Here is an 18,828-nt window from a genome sequence, read left to right as displayed (position 1 = left end):
GCCTCGAGCCCTCAGTTCAAGCCGTGCCGGTCAAGCGACGCCGGTCAATTGGTGCCAGTCAATTGGTGCCAGTCAATTGGTGCCAGTCAGGGCCCGCTGCAGGAAGACGTACTTCATCGCCGCCTGTGCGGCCTGCGGCCGCCGGTCGCCGCGTCCACCATGGCCGCCTTCGGTCTCCTCGAAGAACAGCGTCTTGCCGTGGCCGGCCGCCTGCAGCCGTGCCGCCATCTTGCGGGCATGGCCGGGATGGACGCGATCGTCGGCGGTCGAGGTCGTCAGCAACACCGGCGGATAGGCTGCATCCGTGTCTACATGCTGGTAGGGCGAATAGGCGGCGAGCCAGGCTGCCTCTTCTGGCTTCGCCGGATCGCCATACTCGGCCATCCATGACGCGCCGGGCGGCAGCTCGGTGTAACGCAGCATATCGAGCAGCGGCACGTCGATGATCACTGCACCGAACAATTCCGGGTGCTGGGTCAGCGAGACGCCGGTCAGCAAGCCACCATTCGATCCGCCCTGGATGCCCAGCGTGGCGGGCGTAGCGATGCCGCGTTGGACCAGATCTTGCGCGACCGCGGCGAAATCGTCGAAGGCATTCTGGCGATTGGCCTTGAGCGCCGCCTGATGCCAGTTCGGGCCGAACTCGCCGCCGCCGCGGATGTTGGCCTGTACATAGGCATTGCCCTTCTCCAGCCACAGCCTGCCGCGCACGCCGGCATAGCCGGGCAGCAGCGGCACTTCGAAGCCGCCATAGCCGTAAAGCAATGTCGGCACGGGTCCATGCAAGTCGCGCCTCCTGACGACGAAGTACGGGATCATCGTGCCATCCTTCGAGCGCGCCTCGAACTGTTCGGAGACCAGGGACGACGCATCGAAACGCGCCGGCTGCGACTTCACCGTTGCCAGCCCCGCGGCGTTGTCGTCCGACCAGATGATCGAGCTCGGCGTCAGGAAATCGGTGAAGGAGAAGGAGACGCTGGAACCGAAATGCTCGGCATGGCTGATGCCGACATTGCCGTTTTCAGGCAACGCCACGGGCTTGAACTCCCAGCCGCTGTCGCTGCGCTTGCCGGCGACGACCTTGCCGCGCACATTATCCATCAAATTGATGAACAGCCGGTCCTGCGTGCGGGCAATACCGGCGATCGAGACACGGTGCGCCGGCTCGAGCACGGTACCGAGGGATCCGAATAGCCCGGTTTCGATCCAGCGCTCGAAATCGAGTGAATAGAGCCCGTCGGGCTTACACAGCGTGCCGTCCGGCGCAGTCCACGGGGTACGCACGCCGAAGACGAGCTGGCCTTTGAACAGCGCTGTATCGGTGACGTCGTCCGGCAACGGGATGCGCCTGTTCTCGCCGGAAGGCAGCCGCAGGAAACTGTGCGAGGCGAAGAAGTCGATGGTTCGGGCGAGGAAGACATGACGCTTGTCGCCGTCGAATTCGACGGACCCGCCGGCGGCAAGATCCTGCTTCAGCGCCTCGAAGATCGGCATCGCCGCTTCCAGTGGCGTGCCGCGCCGCCAAAGCTTGACCACGCGCGGATAACCGGACTGGGTCTTGTCGTCCTCCTCGAAGGCGGCGGAAACGATAACCGTGTCCTCGTCCAGCCAGCTAAAGCTCGATTTCGAGGCAGGAGCGCGAAAGCCGCCATCGACGAACGATCTGCGTTCGATATCGAATTCGCGCATCTCGCTAGCATCGCCGCCATCCGGCGACAGGTTGAGCAGGCAGCGGCTGAAGTCGGGGTAGAGCCAGCTGGCGCCGCTGAACACCCATTTCACCCCCTCTTTCGCCGCCAGACTGTCGAAGTCGATGATCGTCTGCCATTCCGGCTTGTCGGTCTTGTAGGAGGCGACGGTGGTGCGCCGCCAGAGGCCGAGTACGTTCGTCCGGTCCTGCCAGAAATTATAGACATAGCCGTTGATAGCGGCCCCGACGGCGATGTTATCCTCGGCTGTCATCAGGTCGAGCGCCGTCTCGAACGACGTCTGATAGGACGGATCACCCTGCAGCTCCCCGACCGTAACTGCATTTTGGTGATGCACCCAGTCGAGCGCCTGCTTGCCCCTCCTGTCCTCAAGCCAGAGAAACGGGTCTTCGGCCGCCGAACCCGGCTGGCCCTTGGTATTCGATTTGGTCATGACGTCTCCGGTTGAGTCGGGCGGCGGCATAGCCAAGATCGACATGGGGCCGCTTATATTCAAGTCATTCGTCAGAGACGGCGGCTTTCTGGCATTCACACCATCCGTCTTCGAATGACCGTTACAACTGCCAGCGCCAGGCAAATGGCACCGAGCGTCATTGGCAGGCCGCCGGCGCCAACAACATCCATGGCGCTGCCCGCCAGCGGCGGCACGGCGATGCCGCCGACGCCCCACATCAGCGAGAAGGCGGCGTTGCCGGCGACCAGTGCCGAGCCGGTGAACCGCTCGCCGAGTTCAATGATCGACATCGTGTAAATGCCGTAGGAAACCGCGCCCCAGATGAAGACGCACGGCCAGATCAGCGGCGTCTCGATGAGAACCGGCAACAGAACGCATCCGAGCACCGTCATCGAAACACAGATGAACCGCACCAGCCGCGCCGTCAGTCGTTCCGCCAGCAGGCCGAGCGGCACCTGCATAGCGATGTTGCCGGCGATCATCACCGACAGCAGCGCCGACATGCGCGCTTCGGCGATGCCATAATGTGTTCCGTAGACCGGCAGCAAGGCGAGCACCGCCTGTTCGAAACCGGCGGCCACGATCACCGCCGATAACAGCAGCCACGCCTGCGGCACAAACCCCAGCACCGAAACGCGGTGCCCGCTCTCGTCGACCTTGGGCAGCCGTGCCAGCACTGAGGCGAGGCAGGTGCCGCAAAACAGGAATGCGGTGATGCCGACGAGAAACGGCGGCCATCCCTCGGTGCCGACCGCAAGCAGGCACAGTGGCCCCGCCGCAAAGCCCGCCGAAATGATGGTCGAATAGATGCCCATGACGCGGCCGCGGCGTGTCGGCGGCGCCAGTGCGATCACCCAGACTTCGCTCAGCACGTAGAGCGGGTTGGTGACGGCGCCGATCAAAAAGCGCAGAGGAAACCACAGATAGACATTTTGCGTCCAGCCGATCAGCGCCAGCACCAGCGCGGAAAGTGCCGCGCAAGTAAGCGCGGTGCGCCCTGCCCCGAAACGCCGTGCCAGCGCCGGAACCAGCGGCGACGAGACGATGAAGCCGATCGGCGTCATTGCCGCCGACAGGCCGATCATGGCCGGCGAGACGCCCTGGCGCTGCAGGATGAAGCTCAACAGCGGATAGCTCAGCCCTTGCGCGATGGAGAACACCGAGACGGTGGCGATCACGCCGGTGATCGCCGCCCATTGCACTGTCTCGCCGCTGTCCTGTTCCGCCCGGTCCATGATGCAGGACTAGCGTTTCGCTTTCATCGCGGTAAGCACCGGCAACGAAAACCGCTTGCGCCAGCCGGAAGAGATAGGAGCCTGACGATCCCTCCGGCTGCCCTTCAGGCATGTCGCTTCCCTCGTCCTAGTGGTCGCCGCCTCCGCAATGACTGGCCGGCCGGCAGTCCATTATGCCGCCGCATTGCCGCAGCGTACGAGGACTATCATGACCGCCGCCATTCAGCCCGCCGAACCTGCATTGGCAAACGACCGCGCCCGTCGCGGCGGCCGCGCGGGAAAGCGTGCCGGCGGATCGGCGGCGTTCGAGCAGCCGCCGTTTCGGCAGTTGAAGAACCCGCTGGCGCCGACCCGGCTGGTTTCCGACGACGAGCTGGAATCTATCCACCTCGCCTCTCTGCGCGTGCTGCGGGAAATCGGCGTCGACGTGCTGCATGACGAAGCCCGGCGCATCATGAAGGCGCATGGCGCCGATGTACGCGAAGGCGGCGAGCGGGTGCGCTTCGACAGTGACATGATCCTGGAACTGGTTGCGCACTGCCCGCCGGAATTCACCATCCACGCCCGCAACCCGGCGCACAACGTGCGCTTCGGCGGCGATAATCTGATCATCTCGATGATGGCGTCGGCGCCCAATTGCTCCGACGTCGACCGCGGCCGCCGGCCGGGCAACCAGCAGGACTACCGCAACTTCCTCAAGCTTGCGCAGATGCACAACATATTGAACTGCACGGGCGGCTATCCGGTCGAGCCGATCGACATCCATCCGTCCGTCCGCCACCTTGAATGCATACGTGACCTCGCCACGCTGACCGACAAGATGTTCCACATCTATTCGCTCGGCAAGGAGCGCAACGTCGACGGCATCGAGATCACCAGGATCGCACGTGGCATCAGCCATGAGCAGTTGCTTGCGGAGCCGTCGGTATTCACCATCATCAACACCAATTCGCCGCTCAAGCTCGACGTGCCGATGATGGAAGGCATCATCCAGATGTCGAGCAAGGGCCAGGTGGTCATCGTGACGCCGTTCACCCTGTCCGGCGCTATGGCGCCGGTGACGATTGCCGGCGCGCTGGTGCAACAGAATGCCGAGGCGCTGTCCGGCATCGCCTTCGCGCAGATGGTGCGCAAGGGCGCGCCTGTCGGCTACGGCGGCTTCACCTCGAATGTGGACATGAAGTCCGGCGCGCCGGCCTTCGGCACGCCGGAATATATGAAGGCGCAGCTGGTCGGCGGGCAGCTCGCCCGCCGCTACAACATCCCCTACCGCACCTCCAACACCTGCGCAGCCAACACGGTCGACGCGCAGGCCGCCTATGAAAGTGTGTTCTCGCTGTGGGGCGCCATCCAGGGCGGCGGCAACCTGATGATGCATGCCGCCGGCTGGCTCGAAGGCGGCCTGCGCTGCTCCTATGAGAAGACCATCCTGGATATAGACCTGTTGCAGATGGTCGCAGAGTTCCTGACGCCGCTCGATCTTTCCGAGGAAGCACTCGGTTTCGACGCCATACAGTCCGTCGGCCCCGGCGGCCATTTCTTCGGCACCCAGCACACGCAGGACCGCTACAAGACCGCGTTCTATGCGCCTATTATCTCGGACTGGCGCAATTTCGAGAGTTGGGCGGAGGCCGGATCGCCGACGGCGCTCGAAAAGGCCAATCGCGTCTGGAAGGAACGGCTGGCCTCCTATGAAGAGCCTTACATGGATCCGGCAATCCGGGAGGAGCTCAACGCCTTCGTCGACAAGCGCCGGGCCGAAGGCGGCGCGCCGACCGATTTTTGATCATCTGATGAGTAGTCGACCCCCACTCCGTCTTGATGGCAGGCTGGCCCGAAACATCGCTGTATCCCATCTCCGCTTTGTTTTCGCGCCCCGCTCACTCGATTCAATCTCTTCAAAAACGGATCTATCTTCATGAAATCTCATGCAAAAGCGGTTGTCATCGGCGGCGGCGTCGTTGGCTGCTCGGTGCTCTATCATCTGGCCAAATCTGGCTGGACCGACATCATGCTGATCGAGCGTTCGGAGCTCACTTCCGGCTCGTCCTGGCATGCGGCGGGCGGCTTCCATACGCTGAACGGCGACCCCAACGTCGCCAAGCTGCAGGCCTATACGGTGCAGCTTTACAAGGAGATCGAGGAGATTTCCGGTCAATCCTGCTCGCTGCACCTGACCGGCGGCGTGATGATGGCCGACACGCCCGAGCGCATGGACTTCTTGCGGCTCGCCCACGCCAAGGGCCGCTATCTCGGCATGGACACCGAACTGATCACGCCGTCCGAAGCCAAGGCAATGTTCCCGCTGATGGACGAGACGAATTTCGTCGGCGCCATGTGGGATCCAGTCGAGGGCCATCTCGACCCTTCCGGCACCACCCATGCGTATGCCAAGGCCGCCAGGAAGCTAGGCGCCGAGATCGTACTGCGCAACCGCGTCGTGGAACTGACGCAGGAGGTCGACGGCACCTGGAACGTCGTCACTGAGCAAGGCACAGTCAAAGCCGAGCATGTGGTCAACTGCGGCGGCCTGTGGGCGCGCGAGATCGGTCGCATGGTCGGCATCGAACTGCCGGTGCTGGCCATGGAGCATATGTATCTCCTGACCGAGCCGATGCCGGAGGTCGAGGAATTCAACAATTCGACCGGCCGCGAGATGATTGGCGTGCTCGATTTCAAGGGCGAGATCTATACCCGCCAGGAGCGCAACGGCATCCTGCTCGGCACCTATGAAAAGGCCTGCAAGCCGTGGTCGCCGGTCAGCACGCCCTGGGATTTCGGCCACGAGCTGCTGCAGCCAGACATCGACCGCATCGCGCCGTCGCTCGAGATCGGCTTCAAGCATTTCCCCGGCATCGAAAAGGCCGGCATCAAGCAGATCATCAACGGCCCCTTCACCTTCGCGCTGGACGGCAACCCGCTGGTCGGCCCGGTGCAGGGCCTGACCAATTTCTGGTGCGCCTGCGCCGTCATGGCCGGCTTCAGCCAGGGCGGCGGCGTCGGCCTGGCGCTGTCGAACTGGATGGTCCATGGCGACCCCGGCTTCGACGTCTGGGGCATGGACGTTGCGCGCTTCGGCGAATGGGCAACGCTGCGCTATACCAACGCAAAGGTCCGCGAAAATTATTCGCGCCGTTTCTCCATCCGCTTTCCCAACGAGGAATTACCGGCGGCAAGACCAGCGCAGACGACCCCGCTTTACGACACCATGATCGCCAACAACGCCGTCATGGGCGACAGCTGGGGTCTCGAAACCCCGCTCTGGTTCGCGCCGAGAGGCTCGGAGCCGAAGGACGTTGTGTCCTTCCACCGCTCCAATGATTTCGGCCCGATCGGCGAGGAAGTGCGCGCCACCCGCGAGAAGGTCGGCGTCACCGAGATCGCCAACTTCGCCAAATACGAAGTCTCCGGACCAGGGGCCGAGGACTTCCTCAACCGTCTGATGACCAATCGCATGCCGAAGACCGGCCGCATCGTGCTGACGCCCATGCTGAACGAGTTCGGCCGGCTGATCGGGGACTTCACCATCGCCAAGGCGAGCCCAAGGGGTGGGGAAGAACGCTTCATGATATGGGGTTCTTCGGCAGCGCAAAAATACCACATGCGCTGGTTCGAGAAGCATCTGCCGAAGGACGGAAGCATCCGCATCCACCGCTTCGACCAGACGCTGGTCGGTCTCTCCATCGCCGGGCCGAAATCCCGCGACCTGCTGCAGAAACTGGTCGATGTCGACATCTCGACCACGGCCTTCCGCTTTATGGATTTCCGCGAAATGGCGGTCGGCGGCGCGCCCTGCATGGTCAATCGCATCACCTACACCGGCGACCTCGGCTACGAGATATGGATGGCGCCTGCCTACCAGCGCTTGGTCTACAAGGCGATCAAGGAGGCTGGCGAAGAGTTTGGGCTTGTCGATTTCGGCATGCGGGCTTTGCTCTCTATGCGCCTTGAAAAGAACTTCCCGACCTGGTTCCGCGAGCTACGTCCGATCTACGGACCGTTCGAAGGCTCGATGGACCGCTTCATCAAGCTGGAGAAGAACGACTTCATCGGCCGGGAAGCAGCGGCCAAGGAACAGGCAGAAGGGCCGAAACTGCGCCGTGTCTCCTTCATCGTCGATGCCGCGGATGCAGACGTCATGGGCGACGAGCCGATCTGGGCCAAGGTCGGCGGCAAGGATTACGGCACCGTGGAAAAGCCGCATGGCTATGGCGCGCCGCGCTTCGACGCGGGCGGCAAGGAAGTGCGCGGCTCGAACGCCGCCGAAGGCGCGTCTGCCGTGCGCGGCATTGTCGACGGCGACTGGCGCGTGGTCGGCTGGGTCACCTCCGGCGGCTATGCGCATTATGTCGAGAAGTCGATGGCGCAGGGATATGTACCGGCGGCGCTTGCCGAGAACGAGAGCGCCGGCCTGTTCGAGATCGAAATCCTCGGGCACCGGCGTCCCGCACGCGTCAATGTCGAACCGCCTTTCGACCCGAGCGGCGAAAAGATGAGGACGTAGGCGCAGCCAGCCGGTCGCATTGTGCGGAGCATACTCTTCATGCTAGCGCAGCCGGCAACACTCTGCTGGCAAGGGCGATGAGATTTCATTGAAGTACAATCTGAGATGGGCCGAGTGGCTGGCCGAGGGACGGATCGGCCCCTTCCCGGCGGCGATCGTCATGGTCGCGGCTTACTTTGCCTTGCAGACCATCATACTGTCCCTGTTGAGCTCTTGGGCGGGAACCGGCGTCGGCATCGATGATGCGGAGCAGCTGATCTATGTTCCGTATCTCTGGGCTGGATATGGCGGCTCGCAACCACCCCTGTACACCTGGATCAACTGGCTGGCCGCGCATGTTTTCGGCACCAGTATCTTCACGCTGAAGCTCGTCAAATACTCCGTGCTGTTCCTTGCCGCCTGCAGCGTGTTCGCCGCCATGCGGCGGTTCAGCTACACCAAAGCGACAGCGGCGGCGGCCATGTTCGGCCTGTTTACGATCCCGCAGATCGTCTGGGAATCGCAGCGCGCCTTGTCGCATTCCGTCGCCGTCGTCGGCTTCTGCTCGCTGCTCCTGCTGGCCATGGCCTATCTTCTCGAGCGGCGAAGCATGATCGCCTATGCGGCGTTTGGCCTGGCCACGGCGGCGGCAATTCTTGCCAAATATAATGATGTCTTCCTCGTGGTGGCCCTTGTTGCGGCCGTGCTGTCGCTGCGCGAATGGCGCAGCGCGATTCTCGATCCGAAGTTCGCCATCAGCATAGCGGTCGCGATATTGGTGCTGGCGCCAACCACCTATTGGAGCCTCATGCATCCCGCCGATTTATTGTCGAGAGGCGAGAAGTTCGGAATAGACGCGCAACAAGGGCGCGTGGCGGCGGCCTTTGTCGGCGCCGGCAAGTTTATCATGGGCACCTTCAATTTCGCGGTCTTGCCGGTGCTCGTTTCCGCCCTCACGTTCTGGCTGGCGAAGTTCCGTTTCTCCGAGCGGCACCCGAAAGGTCCGGCAAGCGAAATTCTGTTGTGGCGTACCTTGGCGCTCGGCTTGGCCATGCTTGCAGTACTTGTACTTGCCACCGGCGTGACGGTGGTCAAGGACCGCTGGCTGCTACCGGTCCTGTTCATGTTGCCGCTGGCCATCGTCGCCACTATGGAACGGCTGGCGCCGCGCGGCAGGAATGCGCAGCTCCTGGTGATCGCGGCTGGAGCGATCATCGCCGTGCTGCTCGCGCCCGCCACCTGGTACGTCCAGATAAACGGGACCAGTGGCCTCTCGCGGATGATCCGCGTGGATTACCCCGCCCTCTATCGCCAACTGACTGCGGACGGACCGGTCAAAACCGCAATATCTGATGGTGCATGGGTCGGAAACCTGCGGTTGGTCGATGAAAACCTGGTCGCACTTGACCAGGAAGTGCCTAATTTCGAAACGCTGATGCAGGAGCCGGCCGTACTCGTCTGGCTTGACCGAGACGATCCGCGTCCGGTCATTTTGGAGCAGCTCAAAGCGGCCGGCTATGAGCCGGACGGCCAACCACGGCAAATGATGGTTCCGCTGTTGCGCGGCACCGGCAAGTCCGCCCGGGCCGGCGCCTATGTAAGATTGAAGAGAATGGCGGTGGGAGAAACCACGGCGCCCAAGGAAGGCGTTAGCGGAGGAGCCGAGGGTGGACAGGAACCCGACTGACCGGCCCCGTCATCACCGCAAGATCATGCCGTTCGAGCCGGACGGCTCGAACGATGTGCTGCACAAAAAATCGCGGCTGAAGGCCGCTGAACTCAACCAGCATGCGCTGGGCTATGGAGCGCTGGCGGAAGTCGAATGGCAGGCGGCGGGCATTGCTGCTCCTGACCTGCCCGCCATGCGCCGATATCGGCTCGAGCGCATCCGCGCCGAGCTGAAGCGCCGCGACTATGCGGGAGCCCTGCTCTACGATCCGGTCAATATCCGCTATGCCACCGACGCAACCAACATGCAGCTCTGGGTCGCACACAATCGGACCAGGCATTGTTTCGTTGCCACCGATGGCCCGGTGGTGCTGTTCGACTATTTCTCCTGCGAGCACCTTTCCGATCATTCCGGCGTCGTCGACGAGGTGCGGCCGGCGGTGTCGTGGGCTTATCTGTACAGCGGCGAGCTGACCGGCCAAAAAGCCCGCCGCTGGGCAGCCGGCATCGCCGACCTGGTATTGGAACATGGCGGCGGCAATCGCCGCATCGCAGTCGACCACATCAATCCCGAGGGCATCGAAGAGCTCGCCCGCCTCGGCATCTCGACCGGCAATGGCGAGGCGGTGATGGAAAATGCGCGGCTGATCAAATCGCCCGACGAAATCCTTGCCATGCGCCGGGCGATCGCCGCTTGCGAGGCGGCAATGGGCGAGATGGAGAAGGCGTTGAGGCCTGGCATCTCCGAGAACGAATTGTGGGCCGAACTCCATCGCGGCAACATCGCGCGCGGCGGCGAATGGATCGAAACCCGGCTCCTGTCGTCGGGTCCGCGCACCAATCCATGGTTCCAGGAGTGTTCGTCGCGGACGATCAAGGCCGGCGAGCTCGTCGCTTTCGACACCGACCTGATCGGTCCTTACGGCTTCTGCGCCGACCTTTCGCGCACCTGGCTTTGCGGTGACGCGCCGCCGTCGCAGGAGCAGCGCGACCTGTTCCGCATCGCCGCCGACCAGATCGCCCACAACACGGAGCTGATGCGGCCGGGCATATCGTTCCGCGACCTCGTCGAGGGCTCGTCAGTGCCACCGGGAGACTGCTTCCCGGCCCGTTACGGGGTGCTCTATCACGGCGTCGGCCTTGCCGACGAATACCCGACTTTGCCGCATGCTGGCGACTGGACCGACGACACACCGGACGGAGTGCTCGAACCTGGCATGGTGCTGTGCGTCGAGAGCTATATCGGTCGGCTTGGCGGCTACGAAGGCGTCAAGATCGAAGAACAGATCCTGATCACTGAAACCGGCTACGAGAAGCTTTCGACCTACCCGCTCGACAATCGGCTGCTTGGCGGCTGAGCGATGCTAATGCATGTCGCGCAAAACTGTGCAGCGGCTTTGCGATAACGACATGCATAAAACAAGAATCTAAAGCGCGTCGCATGAGGCCGACCGAACGCGACGCGCTTTACGTGAGCGCCGCGATCGCCTCGCGCATCGCGGCGACGATCGTTTCCGGCGTCGTCCTGGCGGTGATGAACGGCAAGCCTTTGCGCCGCCTTGTCCAGCCGACGACCGTCACCTTCTGCGCCGCCGGCTCGAAACGCTGCGCCAGCGCCCAGCTCTCGCAATCGATCGCCGCGACGTCCGCCCTGCCCTCGGCAACGGCAACGATCGAAGCACGGTGCCCACAGCTTTCGCTCAGCCCGGAAAAGATATCCAAACTCTCGCCCAATGCTTGCAGGTCGCGGGCTGGCGCGATGATGCCCGACATGGAATCGAGGCTGTTGAAGGTGAAGCGCTTGCTGCGAAGCTGATCGAGCGGAATGACGGCACCGCCGTCGGCCGGCGCCCTTGCCGGCGGTGCCTCGCCCGCCCTCATGACGATGGCGCTCGAATAGAGTTCGCCCTGTCCACCCTTGAAGGCGTCGTAACGCGGCTGGCCGATGAGCTGGACACGCTGCGACAGGCCGAGTTCCATCGGTCCCCAGCAGGTTTGTGCAAAGAGCAGCGCCGGATGCAGCCAGAGCTGGTGAAAATCCAGTTCGTCCGGCGGCAATGTCGCCGGATCGGGCGCGATGGGTTTTCCCTGATCATCGCGAATACCGCCAGGTACGGGGGGCAAATCGCCGGTGCGGCGGATGATCGTCTCCGGCGCATCGATGCCTTTTTGCCTGAAAGCATCGCGCAGCCGCGCCCATTGCGCGTCGACATCGTCCCGCGCTTCCGGCCAGTCGTACATCGGCAAAGCCGCAATGAATTCGCTCATGCCGGGATTTGACCGTTATGCGGGGAAATTGACAAGGTCAGGAAAGCGTCGTCCGCGCGGCACCGCCTGCAACAACGCAAGAATCATTCTTTCGGCGGCTCGGCGGGTACCGGTGCGCTGCCAAGCCCATTGAGGCTGCGTGCCCTGACGCGCGGCTTGAATGCGCGTCCTGGTTCCGGCATGCGCCGCAGCACGGGATGGACGACCGGCTCCTTCGCCTTGAAGGCATAGGCCTTGAGCAGCGCGAAATAGTTCGGATAGGCGTAGCCATTGTTCATCCGCAGCCATTCGTCGCGGCGGTCGGCGAACAGCTTCGGCAGCCTGTACCAGGCCACCGTCGGGCTCTTGTGATGGACGAAATGCAGATTGTTGTTGAGGAACAGGAAGGACAGCGGCGAGCGCTCGACGATGATCGTGCGGCCTTCCGGATGTTCAGACCATTGGTGCTCGGCGTAGGTGCGGATCGAAATCAGCGACTGCCCAAGCCACACCGGCACCAGTATGTAGAGCCATAACGGCATGCCGAAGCCGAACTGCACGACAGGCAGCACCACGACGAGGCCGATCGCATGCAGCAGCCATGCCTTGCGGATGGACTTGTCGCCCGCGGCAACCTGCTTGGCGTCGTCGATGAAAAAGCCGATGCAGGAAAGCCACGGGCCTAGCACCAAACGCCCGATCATCGTGTTGTTGACCTTCAGCAGGAATTTCATCGCCGACGGCAGCTCCTCGTGCTGCCAGAGAGACTTGTAATAGCTTTCGGGATCATCGAGCGGATCGGTCAGGCGCTCGTCTGCATGGTGGCGCAGATGAATGGTCTTGAACCGGCGAAACGGCCAGACAAGGCCAATCGGCAGGAACACAAAGGCTTCGTTGAGCCGCGCATTCCGGGTTGGGTGGCCGTGCAGGACCTCGTGCATCAGCGAGGATTGCAGCGCCGCAATCAGGGTCAGAAAGGCGAGTGCCAGCAGCGGGTAAGAGGGCCAGAGCAGGAAGCCGGTAGCGAGCCAGCCGCCGTAGCAGAGAAGTGCGAGAAATGCTGTCGGCCATTCGATGGCCATTGCGCCGTGTCGCCTGTTGCCCATGCTCGTCATGCTATCGACCACTGCCTTCCAGTCGCCGGAACCCGTTTGATTCCTGACAACATTGTGTCAGGAGCGTTGCGTCGGCGCAACGCGATAAAGCGCACAAACTGTTGCGATTGCGCATTTTCAGCTGCATATGTTATGTATTGTAAACAGCCAACAGGATTCATTTGCGCCTGAAGCCCGCGTTCGCGGCTTTAAGCGCAAATTTTTCCTCCTATTGAATGGGGTAGCGATTTGGACAAGCGCGACCTGTCGACGATCTTTCGCGAGCGCCTGAAAATGCTCTTGACAAGGTCCGATTTGAACCAATCAGCCTTCGCCGCCGCGGTTGGCATTGACCGTTCGGCACTGTCGCAGCTGCTCTCCGGCGCCTCGACCCGCCTTCCCCGTGCTGAAACGCTGCTCAACATCGCCGCCGAATTCAAAGTCTCGCTCGACTGGCTGCTCGGCCTCAGTCACGATGAGGGCGTCACCGGTGAAATCCGCGAGAGCCTTGAGATCGAGGAGGCGCCGGACGGCTTCGACCGCACGCTGCTGGCTCGCTGGCATGCCGAGGCGGCGGGAACGAAAATCCGCTATGTGCCGGCCGGCATTCCCGATCTTCTGCGCACCGAGGCGCTTGTCGACTACGAAGCTGTCATCGCCAACAAGAGCCGCGAGGCACAGGCCGGCGAGACGCAGTACCGCATCGACTACAACCGACGGCCCGAAACCGACATGGAAGTCTGTATGCCGCGCCACACGCTGGAGATCTTCGCGCGCGGGCTGGGCGTGTGGGACCGCTTTCCGGAGGCCGACCGCCACCAGCAGCTCCTGCACATGGCGACGCTGCTCGACGACCTCTATCCCACCTTCCGCCTGTTTCTCTATGACGGGCGGATGCGCTATTCGATCCCCTACACCATCTTCGGGCCCTATCGCGCCGCCATTTACGTCGGCGACATGTATCTGGTGCTGAACGCCACGCAGCCGATCCGCATCCTGACCAGCCATTTCGACAATCTGATCCGTGCCGCGGACGTCAACGCGCATGAAGCGGCCAGCTTCACACGAAAGCTGGCGGAGATGCGATTTTGACCGGTTGCTCTACGTGCCGACATTGACGGCACATAAAGAATTCTTTATATCCTTATCTCAGTTATTCTTCCGGGAAGGCGTATTTCACATGACCAATCCGATCGACGCTCTGCTTGCCGAAAAGGGCGTCCTGCTCGCCGATGGCGCCACCGGCACGAATCTGTTCGCCATGGGCCTTGAGGCCGGAGAGGCTCCCGAGCTCTTGAACGAGACCGCGCCCGACACCATCACCAGCCTGCACCAGAACTTTGTCGATGCCGGCGCCGACATCATCCTGACCAACTCTTTTGGCGGCACCCGCCATCGGCTCAAGCTGCACCACGCGCAGGACCGGGTCTATGCGCTGAACAAGCGCGCGGCCGAGATCGCAAGCGCCGTCGCCGGCAACGCCGGCCGCAAGGTGATCGTGGCCGGCTCCGTCGGCCCGACCGGCGAGCTGCTGGTGCCGCTCGGCGCCATGACCTATGACGAGGCGGTCGAAGCCTTTGCCGAGCAGATTGAGGGGCTGAAGGCCGGCGGCGCCGAAGTCGCCTGGATCGAAACCATGTCGGCGCCTGACGAAATCCGCGCCGCCGCCGAAGCCGCCATCCGCGTCGGCCTGCCCTATACCTATACCGGCTCCTTCGACACCGCCGGCCGCACCATGATGGGACTGCTGCCGAAGGACATCCACGGCGTCGTCGATGGCCTGTCGCAGACACCGCTCGGTGTCGGCGCCAATTGCGGTGTCGGCGCCTCCGACATTCTCGCGTCGCTGCTCGACATGACCGAGGCGAAGCCGGAAGCAACGGTGATCGTCAAGGGCAATTGCGGCATTCCCGAATTTCGCGGTGCCGAGATCTACTATTCCGGCACACCCGAGCTGATGGCCGACTATGTGCGCCTCGCCGTCGATGCCGGCGCCAAAATCGTCGGCGGCTGCTGCGGCACCTCGTTCCAGCACCTCGCCGCAATGCGCAAGGCGCTCGATGCGCACACCAAGTCGGATCGCCCGACCGTCGAGCAGATCGTCGAACGCATCGGCCCGATGCGCAACAAGCAGGCTACGGTCAATGTCGCCGAGACCAGCGAAGCCCGCCGCGAGCGGCGCCGCGGACGCGCCTGACGCTTTCGTCTGCGACATGGTCCGCGCGAAGCAGTGCGGCCGCGAAAAAAGGCCGGCAAGGTTTCCCTCGCCGGCCTGCCTCACCCGCCCGTAGGCCGGCTCCCCCTATCAGAACGATCCCATCTGAAAGAAACCGGCCGTCATTGCCACTACCGGTTACCGCCGAGCGCCGAGGCAAGGCGCACGAGCGAGAGGAACTCGGACCTGTACCCAAATGGGTCGGCTCCCCTGGCAGCGGTGGCAATCTCCATGATCTTGTCGTAGCCGAACTTCGCGGTCGCATCCTCGTCGCGCAGCTTCTGGCCGAACGCAGCAACGGCAACGGAGAAACGCTGGTCGGTGCTGGCCTGGTCGAACGACGCCACCTCGTTGGCTGACGTTACCGGCGTGGTGATCAGCTTCGAGGTGTCCTCGTTCGGCAGTTTGTAGCGGATCTTGACGAAAGCATATTCGTCGGCATTGGCGACACCGCCATTGTTCACCGAGGCCTGGCCGTAGCGCAGCTGGTCGATCTGTTCGCCGCCGCTGCCCTTAGGCGTGATCTCGTAGATTGCGGTGACTGAATGACCTGAGCCGATCTCGCCGGCATCGACCCGGTCATTGTTGAAATCCTCTCGATTCAAGGCGCGGGTTTCGTAGCCAATCAGCCGGTACTCCGAGACCTTGTTCGGGTTGAACTCGACCTGGATCTTCACGTCCTTGGCGATGGTGAACAGCGTCGAGGAGGCATCCTCGACCAGCACCTTCTCGGCCTCCGCCAACGTATCGATGTAGGCAGCAGTGCCATTGCCGTTCTGGGCGATGGTCTGCATCATCTGGTCGTTCAGATTGTCGCGGCCGAAGCCGAACACCGACAGGAATACGCCTGTCTTGCGCTCCTTTTCGATCAGCCGCTTCAGGTCGTCGTCGTCGGTCTGGCCGACATTGAAGTCGCCATCGGTGGCGAGCATCACCCGATTGATGCCGTCCTTGACGAAGGATTTCTGCGCCAGCCTGTAGGCTTCCTTGATGCCGGCCTCGCCTGCCGTCGAGCCGCCGGATGTCAGATTGTCGATGGCAGCGAGGATCTTGTCCTTTTCCGAAGCCTTGGTGGGCTCCAGCACGGTACCGGCATCGCCCGCATAGGTGACGATCGAGACGGTGTCGTCAGGTCTCAGCTTGTTGACCAGCAGTCGGAAGGCCGACTGCAGGAGCGGAAGCTTGTCCTGCTCGTTCATCGACCCCGACACATCGATCAGGAAGACCAGATTGGCCCTGGGCTGCTCGGCCGGCTTCACGTCGAAACCCTTGATGGCGACATGCATCAGCCTGGTGTGCTCGTTCCACGGCGACGGCATGACGCTGACGGTCGAGTTGAACGGCGTCGAGGCGGAGTCCGGGCCTTTCCAGTCATAGGGGAAGTAGTTAACCATCTCCTCGACGCGAACCGTGTCGGCCTGCGGGATAAAGCCTTCCTTCAGCGAGCGCCGGACGAAGGAATAGGAAGCGGTGTCGACATCGATCGAGAAGGTCGAGACCGGGTCTTCAAGTGCGGCATGCACCGGGTTGGTCTTGAAATTCTCGACGCGGTCGCGGTTTTCCTCTTGCGGCAGCATCTGGTCGGCCGGCGCAGCGGCGGGCTGCTGTGCCATCAGCTTGGGCTCGGCAACCGTGCCAGGCATGCGGCCGACCCGCGCGCCGCCATCGGCTGAAGGGGCCGCGGAGCTTGCGTCGCCGTTCAACGCAAGCTCGCTGCTCGGCTGCGGTTCGGGTGCATTGCGGCTGAGCACATCCTGCTGCGTCAGCCCGCCGACTGCGGTCGATTCCGCCTTCGGCGGCGATGTCGGCGCCACAAGCGCCTCGCCGGCGTTACGGCTTTCACTGTCGGCGTCCGCCTTCTTCTGCTTGTCCGCTTCGGCAACGACCGGCGGTTTGACGGTCGCCGGCTTGTCAGCCAGCGTTTCGGTGATCTTATCCCCGCCGAATTCGGGCCCGCCGAATTTGGATTCCCCAAGCATGTAGATGGTAGCGTATCCGGCGATCGGCAGGGCAACGAGCCCGGCAATGGCCGGCGTGGCGAAGAGTTTCTTTTGCATGATTTCGCTCCAGAGCCTTTGTGCTCGCTCTGTGAGACGAAGCCCGCTCACCGATCCTTGGGCGGCCGGCAAAGTTTTTTCTTCCATGTCATAGGCGCGCAGCGCAGCCTGGAGGGCACGCGCCTTTGCGTCCGAGTCCGGCGCCGGTGCTGCGATGTCGCGTAGTCTGTTGAGTTCGTTGTCGTCGACCATGGTCACACTTCCCCGGCTGAACGCATCAGCGTCTTCAGCCGTTTCTTCGCTTCATGGATGTGCCAGGAAACCGTCGTCTCCGAGATCGCCATCGCCTCGGCGGCGGCGGCGTGGCTCAGCCCTTCGCCATAAACCAGCAGCACCGCATCGCGCTGCTTGTCCGGCAGCTTGCGCACCGCTGCCCAGAGCGCCTCGGCCGGGTCTTCCGGCTCAGCCGAGATTTCCCCCGAAATCAGCGCATAGGCGCCATAGGCCTCGGTCTTGACCGTCTCGCGGGCGGTCTTGCGCATCATGTCGCGCGCCGCATTCAGCGTCATGGTGTAGAGCCACGTCGTGAAGGCACCGCTGCCGTGATAGTCGCGGATCGCCCGGCCGAGCCGGACGCAGACTTCCTGGGCGATGTCCTCGGCGTCGGCCTTTTTCCCGCACCAACGATAGGCGGCGCGATAGACGAAACCATAGTGCCTTTCGAGCAACTTGCCGAAAGCACCCCGGTCTCCGCCCTTCGCCCGTCCGATCAGTTCGGCGTCGGAGGCTTCGCTTTCGTCCAGCATCATCGCCATCATTTGCCTGTTGGACGAAGGCTAATGGCGGTTCCTTGGGGCGATGGAAAGAATTTTTTGGTGGGCGGTCACGTCGTAATGGTTGGCGTGACTTGGCCGAGCGTCTCCGCAAACAGCGTCGTCAGCCGCTTCCAGTGGCGTTCGGCGCCGGCTGCATCGAAGGCACTATGGTCCGGCATGCACCAGCCATGCGCCATGCCGGCATAGTTCTCTATGACATGATCAACCTCGGCGGCGCGCAGTGTTTCGGCGAGCCGCGCCGATTGCTCCGGCGGAAAGCTGCGGTCGACACCGGCAGTGCCGATATAGACCCTTGCCTGGAGTGAGGCGGCCTTCCGGTGCGGACTGTCGGCGGCGTCACCGGCCAGATTGCCACCGTGGAAACTGGCAGCAGCGGCGATGCGGTCGGAATAGGTGGCCGCCGCGTTCAGCGCCCGCGCTCCGCCCATGCAGTAGCCGACAATGCCGACCGGCCCGGTCAGGCCTTGCGCAGCGAGCGCATCGAGGAACGCGCCGCTGTCGCGGATCGTCATCTCCTGGGTCGTGCCGCCGACGAGACCTGTGATTGCGGCCTTGCTCCTCTCGTCACTGAACGCAGTCTTGGCTTCGAAAGGGCCGTAGGGCGCGTTGCGGTAAAAAAGGTCCGGCACCAGCACCGCATAGCCTTCGTCGGTAAGCCTTTCCGCCATCTGGTCGAGCGCCGGTCGCGGGCCAAAAGCGTCCATGTAGAGGATGATCGCTGCCTTGGCTGGGGCTGCCGAGCGGAACAGCCCGGCTTTGGCCATGCCGTCACTCGTCTTAATCTGGATCGCTTGCTTGGCCATCGCCCGCTCCGTTGACGTGTCGTGCGATAGATATCCGCGCTGACCGTCGCCGCAAGCTGTAATGAGGCGATCTGCTTCAAGATTTCG

General features: G+C 62.9%; 13 protein-coding genes. 6 read left to right on the top strand and 7 right to left on the bottom strand.

Going from position 1 to position 18,828, the window contains the following annotated elements:
- Positions 1-72: 72 nt before the first annotated feature.
- Both NKH33_RS08820 and NKH33_RS08815 read right to left on the bottom strand, forming a co-directional pair.
- Complete coding sequence (locus tag NKH33_RS08820; RefSeq protein ID WP_352918950.1) at positions 73-2,142, bottom strand: prolyl oligopeptidase family serine peptidase; 2,070 nt, start codon at positions 2,140-2,142, stop codon at positions 73-75.
- A 95-nt stretch (positions 2,143-2,237) separates the two neighbouring features.
- Positions 2,238-3,398, bottom strand: a complete 1,161-nt coding sequence (locus NKH33_RS08815; protein ID WP_352918948.1) for an MFS transporter — start codon at positions 3,396-3,398, stop codon at positions 2,238-2,240.
- Between the two features lie 208 nt (positions 3,399-3,606).
- Between NKH33_RS08815 and NKH33_RS08810 the strand changes: the two genes are divergently transcribed.
- From NKH33_RS08810 to NKH33_RS08795, 4 genes are all read left to right on the top strand, one after another.
- On the top strand, positions 3,607-5,184 hold the full coding sequence (locus tag NKH33_RS08810) for a trimethylamine methyltransferase family protein (protein ID WP_352470303.1): 1,578 nt from the start codon (positions 3,607-3,609) through the stop codon (positions 5,182-5,184).
- 132 nt (positions 5,185-5,316) lie between these two features.
- Positions 5,317-7,902, top strand: a complete 2,586-nt coding sequence (locus NKH33_RS08805; protein ID WP_352918946.1) for a GcvT family protein — start codon at positions 5,317-5,319, stop codon at positions 7,900-7,902.
- Positions 7,903-7,990: 88 nt separating this feature from the next.
- Positions 7,991-9,568, top strand: a complete 1,578-nt coding sequence (locus NKH33_RS08800) for an ArnT family glycosyltransferase (RefSeq protein ID WP_352918944.1) — start codon at positions 7,991-7,993, stop codon at positions 9,566-9,568.
- Between the two features lie 25 nt (positions 9,569-9,593).
- A complete protein-coding gene (locus NKH33_RS08795; protein WP_352614063.1) occupies positions 9,594-10,907 on the top strand; it encodes a M24 family metallopeptidase in 1,314 nt (437 codons plus the stop codon).
- A gap of 109 nt (positions 10,908-11,016) precedes the next feature.
- Here the strand turns inward: NKH33_RS08795 and NKH33_RS08790 are convergent, their stop codons facing one another.
- A complete protein-coding gene (locus NKH33_RS08790) occupies positions 11,017-11,817 on the bottom strand; it encodes a phosphate/phosphite/phosphonate ABC transporter substrate-binding protein (protein WP_352539667.1) in 801 nt (266 codons plus the stop codon).
- Positions 11,818-11,900: 83 nt separating this feature from the next.
- On the bottom strand, positions 11,901-12,911 hold the full coding sequence (locus NKH33_RS08785) for a fatty acid desaturase (protein ID WP_352918942.1): 1,011 nt from the start codon (positions 12,909-12,911) through the stop codon (positions 11,901-11,903).
- A gap of 228 nt (positions 12,912-13,139) precedes the next feature.
- On the opposite strand from NKH33_RS08785, the gene NKH33_RS08780 reads away from it, so the two are divergent.
- Both NKH33_RS08780 and bmt read left to right on the top strand, forming a co-directional pair.
- Entirely contained in the window at positions 13,140-13,982 is an 843-nt protein-coding gene (locus tag NKH33_RS08780) for a helix-turn-helix domain-containing protein (protein ID WP_352539665.1), read from the top strand.
- A gap of 88 nt (positions 13,983-14,070) precedes the next feature.
- Positions 14,071-15,087: a betaine--homocysteine S-methyltransferase gene (gene bmt / locus NKH33_RS08775; protein WP_352454606.1), complete on the top strand. Its 1,017-nt coding sequence runs from the start codon at positions 14,071-14,073 to the stop codon at positions 15,085-15,087.
- Positions 15,088-15,236: 149 nt separating this feature from the next.
- On the opposite strand, the gene NKH33_RS08770 is transcribed toward bmt, so the two are convergent.
- From NKH33_RS08770 to NKH33_RS08760, 3 genes are all read right to left on the bottom strand, one after another.
- Positions 15,237-17,354, bottom strand: a complete 2,118-nt coding sequence (locus NKH33_RS08770; RefSeq protein WP_352918940.1) for a vWA domain-containing protein — start codon at positions 17,352-17,354, stop codon at positions 15,237-15,239.
- Positions 17,355-17,356: 2 nt separating this feature from the next.
- A complete protein-coding gene (locus tag NKH33_RS08765; RefSeq protein WP_352452095.1) occupies positions 17,357-17,917 on the bottom strand; it encodes an RNA polymerase sigma factor in 561 nt (186 codons plus the stop codon).
- Positions 17,918-17,985: 68 nt separating this feature from the next.
- Positions 17,986-18,741 carry a dienelactone hydrolase family protein gene (locus tag NKH33_RS08760; protein WP_352817020.1) on the bottom strand — a complete coding sequence of 252 codons (756 nt, stop codon included), beginning with the start codon at positions 18,739-18,741 and terminating at the stop codon, positions 17,986-17,988.
- Positions 18,742-18,828 lie beyond the last annotated feature (87 nt).

This window comes from Mesorhizobium sp. M1182, from assembly GCF_040318335.1.
Lineage (GTDB): Bacteria > Pseudomonadota > Alphaproteobacteria > Rhizobiales > Rhizobiaceae > Mesorhizobium.
The sequence above is the reverse complement of the archived record's forward strand: the minus strand, read 5'-3'. Positions and strand labels throughout refer to the sequence as shown.